General features: G+C 63.0%; 17 protein-coding genes. 8 read left to right on the top strand and 9 right to left on the bottom strand.

All coding sequences use genetic code 11. The annotated features are described in order from the left end of the window. The first annotated feature begins 101 nt into the window (after positions 1–101). Both IWX89_RS17585 and IWX89_RS17590 read left to right on the top strand, forming a co-directional pair. Positions 102–1,754: a glycoside hydrolase domain-containing protein gene (locus IWX89_RS17585; RefSeq protein WP_307836618.1), complete on the top strand. Its 1,653-nt coding sequence runs from the start codon at positions 102–104 to the stop codon at positions 1,752–1,754. Positions 1,755–2,250: 496 nt separating this feature from the next. Then, positions 2,251–3,404, top strand: a protein-coding gene (locus tag IWX89_RS17590) for an IS3 family transposase (RefSeq protein ID WP_196904850.1) whose coding sequence is annotated in 2 segments (ribosomal slippage) — positions 2,251–2,524 and positions 2,524–3,404 — 1,155 coding nt in all. Because the reading frame shifts where the segments join, the coding sequence is not laid out codon by codon here. A 161-nt stretch (positions 3,405–3,565) separates the two neighbouring features. Here the strand turns inward: IWX89_RS17590 and IWX89_RS17595 are convergent. Further along, on the bottom strand, positions 3,566–5,098 hold the full coding sequence (locus IWX89_RS17595) for a transposase family protein (RefSeq protein WP_307836620.1): 1,533 nt from the start codon (positions 5,096–5,098) through the stop codon (positions 3,566–3,568). A gap of 307 nt (positions 5,099–5,405) precedes the next feature. Here IWX89_RS17595 and IWX89_RS17600 point away from each other — a divergent pair, with 307 nt between their 5' ends. Continuing rightward, the gene (locus tag IWX89_RS17600; protein WP_196904837.1) at positions 5,406–6,467 is read left to right on the top strand and encodes a hypothetical protein; all 1,062 of its coding nucleotides are present in this window, start codon (positions 5,406–5,408) and stop codon (positions 6,465–6,467) included. Positions 6,468–6,572: 105 nt separating this feature from the next. Here the strand turns inward: IWX89_RS17600 and IWX89_RS17605 are convergent, their stop codons facing one another. The 7 genes from IWX89_RS17605 to IWX89_RS17635 all read right to left on the bottom strand — a co-directional run bounded on the left by IWX89_RS17605 (position 6,573) and on the right by IWX89_RS17635 (position 11,022). Then, a complete protein-coding gene (locus IWX89_RS17605) occupies positions 6,573–6,959 on the bottom strand; it encodes a hypothetical protein (RefSeq protein ID WP_196904838.1) in 387 nt (128 codons plus the stop codon). Then, the gene (locus IWX89_RS17610; RefSeq protein WP_196904839.1) at positions 6,959–7,396 is read right to left on the bottom strand and encodes a hypothetical protein; all 438 of its coding nucleotides are present in this window, start codon (positions 7,394–7,396) and stop codon (positions 6,959–6,961) included. The genes IWX89_RS17605 and IWX89_RS17610 overlap by 1 nt, the downstream gene beginning before the upstream one ends. A 126-nt stretch (positions 7,397–7,522) precedes the next feature. After that, entirely contained in the window at positions 7,523–7,909 is a 387-nt protein-coding gene (locus IWX89_RS17615; protein ID WP_196904840.1) for a hypothetical protein, read from the bottom strand. Continuing rightward, positions 7,906–8,787 carry a ParA family protein gene (locus IWX89_RS17620; protein ID WP_196904841.1) on the bottom strand — a complete coding sequence of 294 codons (882 nt, stop codon included), beginning with the start codon at positions 8,785–8,787 and terminating at the stop codon, positions 7,906–7,908. Before IWX89_RS17620 ends, IWX89_RS17615 begins: the two co-directional genes overlap by 4 nt. 284 nt (positions 8,788–9,071) lie before the next feature. Further along, entirely contained in the window at positions 9,072–9,494 is a 423-nt protein-coding gene (locus IWX89_RS17625; protein WP_196904842.1) for a DUF3846 domain-containing protein, read from the bottom strand. Between the two features lie 337 nt (positions 9,495–9,831). Further along, complete coding sequence (locus tag IWX89_RS17630) at positions 9,832–10,200, bottom strand: hypothetical protein (protein ID WP_196904843.1); 369 nt, start codon at positions 10,198–10,200, stop codon at positions 9,832–9,834. Positions 10,201–10,359: 159 nt separating this feature from the next. Then, the gene (locus tag IWX89_RS17635) at positions 10,360–11,022 is read right to left on the bottom strand and encodes a hypothetical protein (RefSeq protein ID WP_196904844.1); all 663 of its coding nucleotides are present in this window, start codon (positions 11,020–11,022) and stop codon (positions 10,360–10,362) included. A 269-nt stretch (positions 11,023–11,291) separates the two neighbouring features. Here IWX89_RS17635 and IWX89_RS17640 point away from each other — a divergent pair, with 269 nt between their 5' ends. From IWX89_RS17640 to IWX89_RS17660, 5 genes are all read left to right on the top strand, one after another. Continuing rightward, complete coding sequence (locus tag IWX89_RS17640; protein WP_196904845.1) at positions 11,292–11,924, top strand: NAD(P)-dependent oxidoreductase; 633 nt, start codon at positions 11,292–11,294, stop codon at positions 11,922–11,924. Beyond that, positions 11,921–12,376, top strand: coding sequence for a MarR family winged helix-turn-helix transcriptional regulator (locus IWX89_RS17645; RefSeq protein WP_196904846.1), 456 nt, complete (start codon positions 11,921–11,923; stop codon positions 12,374–12,376). Before IWX89_RS17640 ends, IWX89_RS17645 begins: the two co-directional genes overlap by 4 nt. Continuing rightward, a complete protein-coding gene (locus tag IWX89_RS17650; protein WP_196904847.1) occupies positions 12,376–13,230 on the top strand; it encodes an SDR family oxidoreductase in 855 nt (284 codons plus the stop codon). Before IWX89_RS17645 ends, IWX89_RS17650 begins: the two co-directional genes overlap by 1 nt. A gap of 620 nt (positions 13,231–13,850) precedes the next feature. Further along, a complete protein-coding gene (locus tag IWX89_RS17655) occupies positions 13,851–14,597 on the top strand; it encodes a CPBP family intramembrane glutamic endopeptidase (RefSeq protein WP_196904848.1) in 747 nt (248 codons plus the stop codon). Positions 14,598–14,892: 295 nt separating this feature from the next. Further along, positions 14,893–15,678 (top strand): acetoin reductase, encoded by a 786-nt coding sequence (locus tag IWX89_RS17660; RefSeq protein ID WP_196904849.1) that lies wholly within the window; start codon positions 14,893–14,895, stop codon positions 15,676–15,678. Between the two features lie 192 nt (positions 15,679–15,870). Here the strand turns inward: IWX89_RS17660 and IWX89_RS17665 are convergent, their stop codons facing one another. Continuing rightward, entirely contained in the window at positions 15,871–15,969 is a 99-nt protein-coding gene (locus tag IWX89_RS17665) for a helix-turn-helix domain-containing protein (protein ID WP_307836619.1), read from the bottom strand. Positions 15,970–16,064 lie beyond the last annotated feature (95 nt).

The raw sequence follows: 16,064 nt of genomic DNA on the forward strand, positions 1-16,064 counted from the left end.
AGGCCCAATGAAGTCCACTATGGTTATCAACAGCCAGCATTGGCAGCGTAGAAGAATCCACTAATTCCGCTGTCCGAAATGCCCGCGGCAGCTCATACTTCGTGCATTTGTTCCAGGCTGGCCTCACATTCAACGGATATTCGACCCCCTATGGAGCGACCTTCACGGCAGCAACGAAAACCGTTGTGCAGAACTTCCAGTCGTTCTCGGCGCTACCTATCACCGGTCTGGCTGACTTCGCTACATGGGCGTCCCTCCTAATCAGCACTGGGGATCCCACTCGACCGGCCAAGGCGGTTGACTGCATCACCACGATCACACCAACGCGCGCACAGACACTCGTTGCCAATGGCATCACCACCGTCGGTCGGTACCTGAGCAACACCCCCGTTGCCGACTACACCGACAAGAACATCAAGCCGGGGGAGCTGGATACCATCTTCAGTGCCGGCCTCAAAGTCTTCCCCATCTTCCAAGAAGGTGGGGATGGGCTCGATGCCTTCAGCTACGAGCGAGGTGCCTCCGCAGGTTACAAAGCCCATTCGGCGGCGCAATCCTACGGTTTCACGTCCGGCACAGTGGTCTACTTTGCTGTCGACTTCGACGCCATTGAGGACGAAGTTCTCAGCAACGTCGTTCCGCACTTCCAGGGAATCCGCGACGCACTGGCCGCGGTCGGAAGCATCTACCGCGTCGGTATTTACGGGTCACGAAACACCTGCACCATCGTCTCGGACAAACAGCTCGCTGTGTTCAGTTTCGTCAGTGACATGTCAAGTGGTTACAGCGGGAATCTCGGCTTCCCCCTGCCGAAGAACTGGACTTTTGACCAAATCGCAGAAGTATCAATCGGTTCCGGTGATGGACAGATCGGTATTGACCGCGACATCTCCTCGGGTCGAGACGCCGGGGTGGGTTCAGTGTCCGCTCCGGCACTCAACTCGACGGCGTTCGCGTACCTGGACAAGCTCCAAGCCCTTGCCGTTGCTTGGGCGACCGGCCATCCAGGTTCGAATACCGCCAGCGAACTATCGCTCCAGTATTTGCGACAGCCCCAGTACAACGACTCAAACCCTTTGTGGCCAGTCACGGCAGGGTCCATTGACGGAGATTTCGTGGCCAGCGTCGATGCTTCGGGCCTAACTCGAATTGACAGATTTGTGGATCCAGTCCTCCTGCGACCCATCCGGTTTGACCATTTAGCGGCCGCCGCTAACGGAGTTACCTATAACGGCCTGCCGCTAAGCACCCTGGGCGAGGTCAACCTGGCCGACCTCGCGGGTTGGGCAGGCGACTTCATCCAGACTCTCGGTGACTACATCCAGAGCGACAAAACATACGGTCCGTACGCTTTCGGAACTGTATACCTCGGGAACGAAAACCCTCTCCACTACCCCTGGGAAGACTACGTGGAGGACGTGGATGGAATGAACTTGGGAGTGCTCCTGCGTGCGGCTCCCAGCCTCTCGTTCTCGGCAGCATTTCAGGCCTACTTCACGGCTACCGGCGCCGGGACGTCAAGGACAAGACACGCCACTTTCTTGGCTCGTCGTTTCGGAAACTCGATGGAGACAGCGGGAGTTGCCGCGCTGGCCGCACTGATTCAGAATGACAACTTGATCTATCAGACAGCGAGGACGGCTATCTTGGCCTCGCTGGGAGTGTATCAAGCCTACTTTCCACTGGGCGACAACCAGGGACTGAGCCGCGCGTTTTCAGATAAGCTAGCCGCCAAACTATCCGTAGAAGGGTAAAGTGGCGTACCTCGCAATCTCCCTGCCCGTTGTGGTGCCAGTCATCATCATCATCTGCTGGGTAGCGGCGCTTTGCATCCACAGGTCATGGGTGTTTCGCGGTAACTTTTATCTCGTCACCAGCGGGATACTAGTATTCCCGCTACTCCTGAGCGTGGGCACGCTAGCCATTGGCCGACAGATAGCCATCTCCGCCGAATCACACGGCTCCGCTTTGGTCGCGAACGCAGTCCTGGTGTTATTCAGCTGCTTTACCGGACTTCTCACCACTGGACTCATGCACTTCCTCAGTGGGTTCATTCCACAAGGGGAAAAGCAAGCTAGCGCGTAGACGGTTAGCTCAGGGCGTGGTGCGCTTCCCGACTTTAAACCGTCAAGGCGCTCCAGCCGTAGAGCGAGTTCGCCCGTTCGTCACTAAAACCTCAATTGGGACTGCTGTCGGTTTGGTTGACTCCTGATTTGTGAGGATTTCGATTCTCACGAAAGGATGTTCAGCATGCCGAAAGCATTTCCCCTGGAGTTCCGTCGCGACGTTGTCGCGGTCGCCCGTCGTGGCGAGGCGCCGATCGCGCGCATCGCGAAGGACTTCGGGATCTCCGAATCGTGTCTGCAACGCTGGTTGAAACTGGCCGACATCGAAGACGGCAACCGGCCCGGGGTGACCCAGGCTGATGCTGCCGAGTTGCGGGAGGCGAAGAGACGGATCCGGTTGCTGGAGCAGGAGAGCGAGATCCTGCGCCGGGCGGCCGCTTATTTGTCGCAGGCGTCGCTCCCAAAATGATGTTCCCGCTGGTCCTCGAATTGGCCGTCGACCGGAAGATTCCGGTCGCGGTGACCTGCCGGGTGTTGGGATTCTCCAAACAGGCGTTCTTCGTCTGGCGGAGGAATCCGGTGTCGTCACGTGACTGGGACAACGCCCATCTGATCAACGCCGCCCTGGCCATCCATGGCGACGAGCCCGGGTTCGGGTATCGGTTCATCGCGGACGAGATCGAGGCGGAGTCCGGCATCCCGGCATCGGAACGGCGTGTGTGGCGGCTGTGCTCCCAGCAGAGGATCTGGTCGCATTTCTCGAAGAAACGCGGCCTGAACCGCAAAGCCGGCCCTCCCGTCCACGACGACCTCGTGCAACGCGACTTCACCGCGCAGCGGGCGAACCAGCTGTGGCTGACCGATATCACCGAGCATTGGACCGACGAGGGCAAGCTGTATTTGTGCGCGATCAAAGACCTGTGGTCGAACCGAATCATCGGCTACTCGATCGATTCGAGGATGACGGCGGAGCTCGCGGTGGCGGCGGTGCGTAACGCGGTCGCCCTCCGCGATGTCGACGGCACGGTCCTGCATTCGGACCGAGGGTCGCAATTCCGGTCCAGGAAATTCGTCGAGTTGCTGCGGCAGGAGGGCATCACCGGCTCGATGGGACGGGTCGGCGCGTGCGGTGACAACGCCGCGATGGAGTCGTTCTTCGCACTGCTGCAGAAAAACGTTCTCGACAAGAAGAAGTGGCGCACCCGGCAGGAACTTCGCCTCGCGATGGTGACTTGGATCGAGCGGACCTACCACCGCCGGCGCCGCCAACGAGGACTCGGCAGGCTCACCCCGATCGAGTTCGAGATAATCAATTCACAGGCCGCTCACGCGGCCTGAAAACCCCAAACAAGACGAGTCAACTAAACCGTCAGCAGTCCCGGCTGCCATGACGTCGACCAGGTTGTCCTGCAGCATCAGCAGAGACTCGGTCGCCACCACGTTTGCCCCTGTCAAGCCGAGGTAGTGATCATCTCGCTCGTCGATGTCCGCCCAGGCACTCACCGGCCGTGGCCCCCGCCGATGCCTTCACTCACGGCACGGTTGGTCTTCTCGCGCGGGGGACGGGGCAAGACCCAGCCCGGCGCTGGCGGCCGCAACGGCACCAGCACGGGCCGGGCTACGGCCTGCAGCTGCTGATCGTCGGCGTCGGACAGCTCGGCCGCGGCTTGCGCGACGGTGACCGCGCCGATCGGTTGCGGGGGCGCCGCGGTGGTCGCCGCGGCATACCGGATCCGACGGGCTTTCTCCGCCTTGCGCAGGTCTGCCTGCAATTGCCGGCGGCGGGCCTCGCGGGAGCGGCGCATTTCACCAATCTGCTCACTGCTGGCCATATCAGCGAGATTGGCGGCACCCAGATGCTCCCCAGTGCTGGCGTCGAACACCTCGACCTCGTGCTCGTGGTGAGGCATATGTCGCAGCCGCACCTGACGCCCGACCTGCCCGGTCATCCACGCGGCGACGTACGGGCGGCCCCGCCACGAGACACCCTTCGTAGTGATCTTGCGGGTGCGCCCATCGTCTTCCAGGGTAAGCAGCCGCAGATCACCGGGAGGCACCGTATTCAACGGGGTCGGGTCATCCAGCCACGCCTGCAACGGTGTCCTGCCTTCCAGCACAGGCATCTGGTGCTCGGTGTTCCACCACCGCACCCAGCCCAGCAACTCGGTGACGAACGCCTCGAATGTCAACGCCGGCGCATCCGGATCGATCGATCTGCCATTGGCCAACGTCTGTGCACCGGCATACCGGGGCAAGCCCGCGAAAAACATTCGCCCGGCCGCACCATTCACCGTCTCCACCGTGCCTTTCAGATGCGGTGTGTACGCAGGCAGAGGCACGACCCTCACGGCGAAACCTGCCAACACGCTACGCACAGTGTCCGAGAGGAAATCCTTCCCCCGGTCTATCCGCACTCTCTCCGGTAGCCCACCTGGCGGCCCGTATGGCACCTCGAGGGTGATCGCTGCGCGCAACGCCGCCAAGATGCTCTCCCTGGACGGCGCCCCCGGTGTGATGGCCGTGCCGCACACCGCGTTCGTGCCAACGTCAACGAACCAGGTCACCCATGGTTTGACCAGCCGGCCCTCGACGTCGACCTCCACTGGAGCCTCAACATGATCGGACTCCCACACATCATTGCGGTGCGTTCGCGGACGTTGCAGGAATACGTCATGCACACGCCGGGCACGCTCACCATGGCGCAATCCCGCCCGATCTCCCCGCACGATGTCCCGCTCCACGGCCCGCTGCAGAGTCGGCCGGCTCACCGCCGCCGTCCCCGCGCTCGTAGCCGCCTCAACGAGCTCGCGGTGCACAGCAGAAATGTTGCCACGCCAGAACGCAAGCCGTTCACGCAACAGATCCGTGACCAGGAAATGATCGCGCGCCACCTGGTCGAGGTCATCGTTGTTTCGGGCCCGCTCGATCCACCGCCACACGGTCCGCTTCGACACGGCCAGCCCCTCCGCCACCAGCAGCACGTCCTCCGTCGCCAGCCGGCCCTCACCATCCAAAGCCATCAGCCGGCGCACCGCCGCCTCACGCGGAAGCCGATCGCCCGCCCCCGAGTCCTGTCCTCCGCGCATCATCGACCCCTCCGCCGACCACCAGATCACCAACGTGATCATCGAGCCTACTGGGACGACCCCGCGATCCACTGACATCGAGATGAGCAGATTAGTGACATCAGGATGAGCAGATTGGTGACATCGAGATGAGCAGATTCCGCCGATTAGTGACATCGAGATGAGCATTCTCAACGCGTGACGATCTTCCTATTTCGTGATTCGTTATTCGTATTTCGTTTACGTATTGCGTGACTAGTGTTACGATATGGGTATGAGCATCCCTGAGGTCACTGATGTGCGCACCTGCGGTTTCCCTGGTTGCGCCGAGCCCGTAGATGCCACGCCGGGTGTGGGCCGGCCTGCCGGCTACTGCGTCAACCCCGCGCACAACCGTGCCGCCGCGTGGCGGGCCCGCCGCGCCGAGGCCGGCCGGGCCGAGCGCACCGTGGAAGACGACAAGCTCCCCGTCGATGCCGCCCGCCAGCGGGCGAGCGTGTTGCGGGCCCAGGTCGCCGGGATGGTCGAGCACCTGCAGCAGCAGCTGGTCGTCCTCGTCGACGAGCTCCGCACCGTCGCGGACCCGGACGCCGCCGAAGCCCAGATCGAGGCCGTCACCTCGGACGCGGCCGAGCAGGTCGCATCCGCGGCCGCCCGCGCCAACCGGGCCGAGACCGCCACCCGCAAAGCCGAAACCGAGCGCGCCGAAGCCGACGCAGCCGCCGAAGAATCCGCCACCCAGGGCGACGAACTCCGTATCGTTCTGGCCGCGCTCGAGCAGCGTGCGGCCAGCCTGGAGGGAGACCTGGTCGTCGCGGGCGAGAACGAGGCACGTGCGGCCGCAGAGATCACCGCCCTCACCGCCCAGGTGGCCGCTCTGACCGCCCAGAACGCGGCCGCAACCGCACAGCTCACCGACGCCCAGGAACTCCTCACAACGACCACAGCAGCCAAAGACGACGCCCAGGCGGCGGCGCGCGGCGCAATCGCACAGGCCGACGCCGCCACAACGCGCGCCGAGCGGGCCGAGACGGAGACCGCGAGCACCCGCGACCTCCTCGACCAGACCCGGGAGGAGCGCGAGAGCGCCCGGGCAGAAGCGCTCATCCTCACCGGGCGCCTGGCCACTCTCAGCAGCGAACGCGACAGCGCCACAGCCGAGGCCGGGAGGGAGCGCTCCTACGCCGAGCAGCGCGTCACCGACGTGCGGGACGCCCTCGAGCAGCAACTCACCCAGCTGCGCACCGACCTGGACCAGGCCCGCACCAGTGAACGCGAGCAGCGCACCCGCGCCGACCGCGCCGAAGCACAGACGGCACGCCCCAAACAGAAGTAAACCGCCAGCCCACTCCCCCGCACCGAGTCGCGCCTCGACGGGAATCCTCGCCGGTCAAGTGCCTGGTCGTCCGCGACGCCCGCGATGGCTGTGTTTCGTGGTGAGCTACCGGAAGTTCTTCTTCGAGTCCGTCTCGTTGGGATGACCGGCCGCGGCTTTCGTGATGTACACGCGTCCTGGCTTCTTCGCCTTCGCGTTGGGCTCATCAACGGCGTACCAAAGCCGAGCACCGTCGGTGACTTTGTACTGCCACTGCGGCAGGACAATCCCGTCGACCAGGACCGTGGAGAGATCCCCTCGGAGTTGGTAGCAGCGATCAGGGTCGTACTGCCCGGGATGCGCGGTGAGATGGTCATAGGCATCCGCGAGGGCATTCTTCGCGGACGCCTTCACATCGGTCCACCCACGCTCGGCCGCGGTATTGCCGAAGAAGATCTCGTACTCGGTGCCTTTGATCGGCCGCGGAACCTTGGCGCCGCGCTTCCCCGCCATTACGGGCGATCGACGCGGACAGGGACGGCGGGCAGCTCGATAGGCTCGACAGGTCGCATGCCCATCGCGTACGCCACGGCCGTTTCCTTCCACTCCTGCTGCGCGCGCAGCAGCCGCTCAAACGTTCCCAGCTCACTGGCGGCATAGACCAGCCGTTCAATCTCGGCAGCGTACGCGCGCAGCTCCCCCGGGGTGAACTCCTCCGTCCAAGCGAAAAGATCAGTCAGTGCCGCCTCGACATCGCCGTTGTTCCGGCCGATCGCGCGGATCAGACGGCTCGACAACGCGACACCCTGCTCGAGCACGTCGAGATCGTGACCACGCAAGATCACGAGATCGTCGCCATCACGGCGCGTGATCCGAACCTGGCCCTCGTCAATGTGGGCCAGGACCTCCTTGGGCTTTCGCAGAAGGTCAGTGAAAGTCGCGGTACTCATACCCACACACTACATCAGATAAACATCTGATTGACTGGATGGCGTTGCCGTTGACTCAATCCAATTCGTCCGACTTTCACCCTTCCCCCCGTTACCCCCAGCATTTGCAACTCTCCCGGTCTGCTGTCAGCTCCCGAGGGGTCTCCCTTGACGAAATCCACCTACATTTCGCGGGAAGGGCTCACCGTTGTTGAACTCAATTGCGAGCCGTGCAAGTTCACGCTCGAGGGCACCGTCAACCAGGGCAGCCATTGAGTTGTAACCGCCTTCGTAGCCTGCAGTTCGGAGCACTGCCGTTTCTGCCCGTTTCTTGAGCGAAGTGCGGAGCCCAAAAGTGACTGCCTTCTTCTCGTCACTCTCCGCGGACTCGGCCAATAAAGCTCTGGAGTCGAGGTTCGTTGATGGAACGTCCGGCCCACGTTCCATGGCGGGTGGCGTGCGAACCTCTTCGACCTCGGGCACCAGCTTGATTGGGCTCGCGCTTCCTGGTCGTCGACGGGTGGGAACGGTCATGCTGCCATCCCCTTGGCGCCCAGGAAGCGGGCTAGGTAGGTTCGAGCGACGGCGTCGTAGAGGGCGACGGTCTTGCGTCCGTTTCGGTCGCTCCAGTCGGACAGTGAAACGGCCGCTGCGTCGGCCTCTGCAAAGCGTGACCATTCGGGGATGTAGGACGGGTTGAGTAGTTCTGAGCCATCTGACATCTTCACGACGCCACCGAGGTTCCACACGAGATCTCCGAACTGACCGCGCAGTCCCTCGATTTGGTAGTCGTGTTCGATCGTGGCCTTTCGTCGCGTTATGACGATGCCACCGACGGTGAGGGTCGGGTTTGCGATGTCGATGGCGTGACGAGTGACGAAGTCGTTCACCCGGATCGCTGCCTCGACGGAATCGTAGTTGGGGTCTGTTGGGATGATGATGGTGTCGGCGGCCGCCATTGACATCTGGACCAGGTGGCCCAGGTCTGGCCGAGTGTCGATGAGGATGATGTCGTAGTCGTCGGTCCATCCTTCAAGAGCCTTCTGGAGTCTCCTCACGGCTCCGATGACTCCGGCTTCGGTTTCGCGATTGATGAGGTCAAACCGTGCCGGGAGTACGTCGATGTTTTCTGCTTCGGGTGTTGGTACTCCGTCGGGGCTGGTCCAGCCGCAGGCGACCACAGCCCCCTCCCCCGCCCCTGACTGGTCGGCCTTGATGACCTCGGACATGGTGGGGATGGGTTCGTTCGCGTCCCATTCGATGCCGAGGCGACGTGTTGCGTTCGCTTGTGGGTCCATGTCTACGACGAGAACCCGTTGACCCGCTCGAGCGAGCGCAGCGGCAAGCTGTACGGTCAGCTCCGTCTTGGATACGCCGCCCTTGTTGTTCGATATGACTGCTGTGTGGGCCACGATTCTTGCCTCTCGGGAATGGTCGACAAATACAATACTTGTTTGTATTTATAGGGTTGATTGTTTTCCAAGTATTGCTTTGATTGCGTACATTGCATTGATCGACACGCCGCAAAACAATACTTGTTTGCTACACAATAAATACAATACTTGTTTGTCTTGCAAGTCTTGTTTGACTAACGTAACCGAACCGGAACTACTGGCTCTGTCCGGCGAAACTGGGGGGAGTGTGAGGGGTTCGCCCCTCACCGGCTGGCCCGCCAGGGGCCAGCCGGCGCTTTCGGCTAGATGTTGCGGAGCATGCTGACGACGGTGGGGAAGGGGGACAGGCTGTCCACGAGGGTGTCGATGGTCCCGGTGTCGGGCTTTTGCGCGAGTGCCTGCTGGATTCGGGCGAGCTGGGTATCGGTGAGGCCGACGGTTTCGCCGTCGGGGGTGACGCTGACGGCGATGGCGGTGCCGAAGATGACCGTGGGGGAGCCGAGTCGGTGGGCGAGCACGGTCGCGGGCAGGTTCAGGGTTGACCCGTTGATGAGTCCTTCATCATCGACGAAGAGGTCGATCTCATCCTCCAGGCCGACGACGTCGAACATCCGGCAGCGGATGGCGGCGATGATGTCCGCCCCGATGCTGGCCTCGTTCAGGTCCAGGGTGGTGATGGTTTCGGTCGGGTTGATCTTGATGCTGCGGATGGTGGTGGTGTTCATGGTGTGGGTCCTCTCCCTCAAAACAACTTGTTTTTTGCCTTTCCGGCAAGAGAGATCGATTGAGAGCGGGAGGCCCGGAGTGCCCGGTTTCGGGGCGAAATAAGGGAGCTTGCGACCGCGTCCCGACAACCGGGCACGCAGGGCCGGGAGCGAACTATGATCGGCTGCCGGAAAGGAAAAAAGCGGGGTCAGAACGTGCCGCGCAGCGGCTCAACAGGGTTCTTCCCGGCGCAGCCGGCCCCGACAGGGGGTCTTGAATGGGATCCCGTCGTGCTGGCGGGCCGTCTCCGGACTCCTTTCGCATCCCCAGTTGATTGCAGACATCAGCTGCACGGTTTCACTGCGCTGAGCGGGTATCCGGGGTGATGCCGGCGAGCATCCGCTCGAGCTGGTCCATATCGTCCGGGCCGCGCCCGCCGAGGAGGGCCGGCAGGAACCGGGCCAACGCTTCGAATCCGGCCGCCTGGTCCGGATACACGCCGAGGGAGACCAGGTGGGTGTCGCCGTTGGACAGGGTCAGTTCCAGGCACGGGTAGTGCTCCTCCGCGGTGATGCCCATCCGGACGGCGTCCGCGAAGGTGTTGCTGTCGAGCTGCTCCTGGATGGAAACGATCTGGTCCAGGTTGACCCAGATGTCGTCGGCACAGGCCACGGGCCGGGACCGGTCGTGACCGGGGGTGGTGACGGCGAGTTTGATGAAGCGCATGAGATGTCCAATCAGTAGAGAGACCTCGACGCTAAAACGCTGCCCACCGGCCCCGGCCGAATTCTGGCCACCTGTGGAGAACCCGGCGCACCGGGGGAGTGTGAGGGGCGCGCTGGCCCCTCACCCGTGGCCACCCCCGAAGGGTGGCCACGGGGCCGGCTATCGGCGGGCCGTGGCGGTGAGGGCAATTTCCAGTGCCCGGTCCTCACTCATTCCGATGGGACGAACACTGTTCCTGCTATACCGTTTGGTCTTCTTGACCCGGGTGGTTCCGGTGTATCCGGCGGGTCCGTCCTGCGCGGGCCCATAAAGGGGGTGCACCAGCAACCAGTGGACGAACGGTAGCGTCGGGGCCGCGACCCGGCGGCGGAAGCGGGGTGAGGGATTCGTGCAGAGGGCCCAAAACCGGGTTGCCTCGCCGCGGGCTGCGAGCCGGTCCGCGACCGGGATCGGGGCTACCCGGGGCGGGTGCATGAGCTTGATCGTGGAGACGTGTACGTACGCCTGCAGCGCGGAATTATCCCGGGCCGGGATCTCCTCGGCCAGGTACCGGGCAGCGCGCAGGGTGCGGGCCGTGATCCGGTCGGTGCGGGTGTCGTGGGGGTGGGTGCGCATCCACTCCGTGGCCTCGATGACACAGCAGATCAGGTTCCACTCGTAGCTGTAGAAGCGCAGCAGAGAATCCACATCCCGGTTCCAACTGCTGCGCTTGTGCGGGTTTTCGGTGTCGTAGCGGGCGAAGAAAGCGGTGCCGGCTTTCCGGTCGGCCGCGATCTGGTCACTGGTGCGCTGGGGCCGAACCTCGACAAGGAACTCGGGCATGGGAACTCTCCGCTCAACTGATTTTTTTGCCTGTCTGGCAAGAGAATCGATTGAGAGCGGGAGTGCCGAAGAGCCCGGATTATCGAGGGAAATAAGCCCGCCAGGGCGCGCTCGATAAACCGGGCACGCAGGCACGGAAGCGAACTACGATGACCGGCCAGACAGACAAAAAAGTCATCAACCAGAACAGCCGCGAAGCGGTCCACAGGCCGGAACGGCTTGGTCTACCCACCCACCAGTCATAACCTTTAGTGGGTAAACTAATCCGTATGACAGTGATTGCTTTGTTTGGTGCGACCGGTAAGACCGGCCAGCGTGTGCTGACCCGCGCTCTCGCGACGGGATATGAGGTGCGGGCGCTGGTGCGCGATCCGGCCAAGCTCGTCATCACGTCCCCAGCTCTGACAGTTATCCGCGGTGATGTGTTGGACTCGGGGGCTGTGGATCAGACGGTGGCCGGCTCAGACGCTGTGCTGAGCCTGTTTGGGCAAGTGAAAGGGTCGCCGCCGACGCTGCAGGCCGAGGGCACACAGCTGATCGTCGACGCTATGACGCGGTACGACGTGAAGCGGATCGTTACCCTGTCCGGCGGTGGGCTGCCAGCCCCACTGGACCGGCCTGGTCCCGCCGACCGGGTGATCAGGTTCTTGTTGAAGAGCCTGTCCGGGCATGTACTCGCCGACGCCGAGCAGCACCTTCGGGTACTTGAGGCGTCCGGGCTGGCGTGGACGGTCGTGCGTGGTCCACGGTTGACCGAGAAGCCGGGCACCGGCGCGTACCGGGTGGGGTGGGTGGGTGTTGATGCGAGTACCCAGATCAGTCGAGATGATCTCGCGGACTTCATCCTCACCCAGGTGGAAGACCGCACCTTCATCGGGCAAATGCCTTTCATCAGCGCATGACACACGCAGCACCCGCGCTCACCTCGACCCGGACGGCTCAGATGGGAGAGGTGCTGGCGGCGGTCGTGCGCCTGTCGCGCTCGCTGGCGAACCCACGGTCGACTCCGTTCGGCAGTACGGTGCTCACCCGCACCCAACTGGATGTCCTCTTCGTCCTCGCTCACACCCCGGACCCGGTCACTCCCGGCCAGCTCGCCGCACTGTTGCACGTCACCCCGGGCGCCGTCACGCAGCTCGTGGACCAACTGCGTGAGCATGACCTGGTCGAGCAATATGCCTCGGACCAGGACGGACGGGTGCGACTCCTCCAGCTCAGCAGTGCCGCAAGAACCCAGGTCGAGGCATTCGAAACTGCCTCCATTCAACGCTCCGCACCCTGGTTTGACACACTGACTGACGACGCCCTGACCGAGCTTGCTGGGCTGCTCGCGCAGGTGAAAGAAGGATCCTGATGGGTGCGGTCTTCGTGACCGGGGCGACCGGGACCGTCGGCTCAGCCGTGGTGGAACACCTCCTCCGCCTCGGACAACCCGTCGTCGCCGGTATCCGCGCCCCGTCCGATGCAGCCCGGATCCCACACCCGGCGGTGACCCGGGAATTCTCCTTCGACGCTGAACCCGCACAACTGGACGCCGTCTTGGAGGGCGCGGACCGGCTCTTCCTGATGCGACCGCCAGCAATCGCCGACGTGCAACGGACCCTGTTCCGGGTGATCGATGCCGCCAACCGTTCCGGGGTCAAGCAGATCGCGTTCCTGTCGCTTCAGGGCGTACAAGCCAACCGCAAAACACCCCATCACGCCGTTGAGCAGTATCTGCGAGAAAGCCGGAGCCCGTACACGTTTCTGCGCCCGAACTTCTTCATGCAAAACCTCGCCACCACCTACGCCCAGCCAATCCGGGAACGCGGCGAGATCTTCGTTCCCGCGGGACGATCACGGACCGCCTTCATCGATGCGCGCGACGTCGGTAATGTCGCCGCCACGATCCTGTCCCAACCCGGCCACATCGGAAAGAAATACACCCTCTCCGGTGAGCAGAGCCTCAGCTACCGTGATGTCGCCGCGATCATGTCCGACGTTCTTGGCCGGCCAATCCGGTACGCCAAGCCCAGCGAAGACCGTTATCTCGCACAGCTGAGGGCCGACAACCTCCCCGCAGACTACATCGCGGTGCAGAAGATGATCCACCGTGTGGTGCGGCTGAACATCTCCGCTATCCCGAACCGTACGATCCGAGCACTGACCGGACGCCCTGCCACAACCCTCCGGCAATACGTCACCGACAACACGCAGGTCTGGGAATAACCCTCAGAAGTCAACAAACTCCACCATTCAGCGGAACGTGACCCAGTCGGGCGTAGTCAATTCGACGAGCATTGGAGGTCATCAGCCTGCAACGTCGGATTTTTCACGAATTCACAAGCCGCACCTAATCCGACTCATCCATGGGTTGTCTCTCCCTTGTGACCAACTGTTTTTTCCCTATCTGGCACGAGAAATCGATAGCGACCGGGAGGGCCGAAGTGCCCGCATTACCGAGCGAAATAAGCCCGCAGGGCGCGTCCGAAAATACGGGTAACGCAGGCACGGAAGGGAGCTACGGTGAAACGCCAGAAAGGACAAAAATGCCCATCACACAGTGCCGCGCAGCGGCTCCATCACGCTTGTAACGGCGTCAGCCGTGGTTTCAGAGTGAAGTCACTCTGATATCTCTCGCCGCGAAGCGGTTCCACTGCGGTAAAGGGGGACGGCGGCCGCGCCGCCGTTTCGTCGCATCCCCGCGAGGCGTGTGCCTGATTCCAGCAGGCCCCAACCTCCGTGCCGGTCCCGGCGGCGGGGGAGTGGAGGCCAGCGGCGGGGAGTGGGGGGAAGTCCAGGCCGGCCCGAGACGGGGTGGGCGCCGACGATTACGCAAGGATAGCGACATGACGACTTCACAGCCTGTCGCGCCGCCCGATTACCCCGAGAGCAACCGCACGACAACCCGCTCGCCCCTGGGCTGGCGGGCGACGCTCGGCATCCTCGCGACGCTCCTGCTCGTCACCGTCCTGGTTTTTGGCTCCGTGGCGTTGGCGATCCTGTTCATTCCAGGTGGCCGGGACATCGCCCTGCCCCTGCTCGCTGTGACGCTCGTCGTACATGCCACTCTCATGCTGCTCACCCTGCACTGGGGTCTGCGCCGGGCGGGGAGCGGCTGGCACCAGATGGGCCTGACTCAACCAACGCCCCGCATCCTGCATCTGCTCTGGCAGATACCCACGATTGTTCTCCTCCTCGCCGCCGTGCAGGGCACTGCCTTCGCCCTCACCGGAGAGACCGCCAGCAATAACGATGGCATCGACACTCTCTTCGCCGGCGTCGGACCACTCCTCGTCGCCACCACATTTGTCGGCGTCGCCCTACTGACCCCAATCTGGGAAGAAATGGTCTTCCGCGGCCTGATCTACGGCGGGCTCCGCCGCCGGCTCGGATTCCTCCCCGCCACCGTTCTCAGCGCCGCAGCTTTCGCGCTGGTGCACGGCATACCGATCCTGCTGCCCTACCTGATCACCGCGGGCATCGCACTGGCCTACCTGCGCGAATTCCACACCACCCTCTGGGCACCGATCACCCTGCACGTTACGTTGAACACGTTCGCTGCCGCGGTAACCCTCACGGCCATACAGACCTAACAAGTTCACAGACGCACCCTCAGCCGCTTCGCCCAGGCATTGCCCCGGTTTCGATAATCACGAAGTGGTCAAGACACAGTGATCTTCTGGATGTTGCATCCTCCCGGAAACGACCGAGTGCTGAGCGTCTCCATCGCCGCTATCAACTGAGGCCCGCCCCGGTTGACCGGGAGGACCTCAGATGGTTGGCCTACCCTGAAGGAGTGCGGACGGTTGTCTGATCGACACTGTCCGGGCTGCGGGTCAACGATGCCAAACGGCGCCCACCATACCCGAACCAGAAATGAGAACCACCATGACCGTTTCACACAAAGTCGCACTCGTCACCGGAGCCGGACAGGGAATCGGACGCGGAATCGCCCTCCGCCTCGCCCAGGACGGTTTCGACGTCGCCGTCGCCGACCTCGACTTCCAGGCCGAAAAGGGTGCCGGTGTCGTCGCCGAAATTGAGGCCCTCGGACGCAAGGCCGTCTTCGTCACCGCCGACGTCTCCAACCGCGACGACGTCTTCGCCGCCGTCAACACCACAGCCGAGAAACTCGGCGGGTTCGACGTGATCGTCAACAACGCCGGCATCGCCCAGGTCACACCCGTGCTCGAGATCACAGCCGACGACATGGAAAAAATCTTCCGCATCAACGTGAACAGCGTCGTCTGGGGCATCCAGGCCGCAGTCGCGAAATTCGACGAGCTCGGCCACGCCGGCAAGATCATCAATGCCGCCTCCATCGCCGCCATCCAGGGCTTCCCCATCCTCAGCGCCTACTCAGCATCGAAGTTCGCCGTCCGCGGCATCACCCAGGCCGCCGCCCAGGAACTCGCACCCCGCGGCGTCACCGTCAACGCCTACGCCCCCGGCATCGTCGGAACCGGCATGTGGGACCTGATCGACGAAAAGCTCAGCGCCATCAACGGCAAGCCGCGCGGCCAGAACCTCAAGGAAAACGTCGAAGGCATCGCGCTCGGCCGCATCGAGACCCCGGAAGACGTCGCCAAGATCGTCTCATTCTTCGCCGGCCCCGACTCCGACTACGTAACCGGCCAGGTCCTACTCGTCGACGGCGGAATGCTCTACAACTAAAGCCCCAAACGCCCTGAGAAACGACGCTCAGGCAAAACGAATGGCGAGGTCGGGAACAATCCGGACCTCGCCATAGTGCGTGTGCTCTGGAGGAATTTGTCCCAGGCGGCATCATCGGCGTTGGTCTTCGGTGCGTTTGAGAAAGTGGAGCGTGAACAAGGGGTCTGACCAGTAATGGAACGGTGGTTGGCGCTAAGGGTTGAGGTGGCGGTAGATCGTCGCTCGTGAGACGCCGAGGGCCTTGGCGATTTGGGTTGGGGTAACGCCCCCGGCCAACCACAACGCCCCCACTGAGCTGCCGCGGGCATTTCGGACAGCGGAATTAGTGGATTCTTCTACGCTGCCAATGCTGGCTGTTGATAACCATAGTGGACTTCATTGGGCCT

Origin of the sequence: Cryobacterium sp. MP_M3, from assembly GCF_015752155.1 — a bacterium.
GTDB lineage: Bacteria > Actinomycetota > Actinomycetes > Actinomycetales > Microbacteriaceae > Cryobacterium.

What these genes read in the sequence shown, in the direction of transcription:
- IWX89_RS17600 (WP_196904837.1), top strand. Translation starts at nt 5,406, where the DNA reads ATGAGCATCCCTGAGGTCACTGATGTGCGCACCTGCGGTTTCCCTGGT.
- IWX89_RS17605 (WP_196904838.1), bottom strand. Translation starts at nt 6,959, where the DNA reads ATGGCGGGGAAGCGCGGCGCCAAGGTTCCGCGGCCGATCAAAGGCACC.
- IWX89_RS17610 (WP_196904839.1), bottom strand. Translation starts at nt 7,396, where the DNA reads ATGAGTACCGCGACTTTCACTGACCTTCTGCGAAAGCCCAAGGAGGTC.
- IWX89_RS17615 (WP_196904840.1), bottom strand. Translation starts at nt 7,909, where the DNA reads ATGACCGTTCCCACCCGTCGACGACCAGGAAGCGCGAGCCCAATCAAG.
- IWX89_RS17625 (WP_196904842.1), bottom strand. Translation starts at nt 9,494, where the DNA reads ATGAACACCACCACCATCCGCAGCATCAAGATCAACCCGACCGAAACC.
- IWX89_RS17630 (WP_196904843.1), bottom strand. Translation starts at nt 10,200, where the DNA reads ATGCGCTTCATCAAACTCGCCGTCACCACCCCCGGTCACGACCGGTCC.
- IWX89_RS17635 (WP_196904844.1), bottom strand. Translation starts at nt 11,022, where the DNA reads ATGCCCGAGTTCCTTGTCGAGGTTCGGCCCCAGCGCACCAGTGACCAG.
- IWX89_RS17640 (WP_196904845.1), top strand. Translation starts at nt 11,292, where the DNA reads ATGACAGTGATTGCTTTGTTTGGTGCGACCGGTAAGACCGGCCAGCGT.
- IWX89_RS17645 (WP_196904846.1), top strand. Translation starts at nt 11,921, where the DNA reads ATGACACACGCAGCACCCGCGCTCACCTCGACCCGGACGGCTCAGATG.
- IWX89_RS17650 (WP_196904847.1), top strand. Translation starts at nt 12,376, where the DNA reads ATGGGTGCGGTCTTCGTGACCGGGGCGACCGGGACCGTCGGCTCAGCC.
- IWX89_RS17655 (WP_196904848.1), top strand. Translation starts at nt 13,851, where the DNA reads ATGACGACTTCACAGCCTGTCGCGCCGCCCGATTACCCCGAGAGCAAC.
- IWX89_RS17660 (WP_196904849.1), top strand. Translation starts at nt 14,893, where the DNA reads ATGACCGTTTCACACAAAGTCGCACTCGTCACCGGAGCCGGACAGGGA.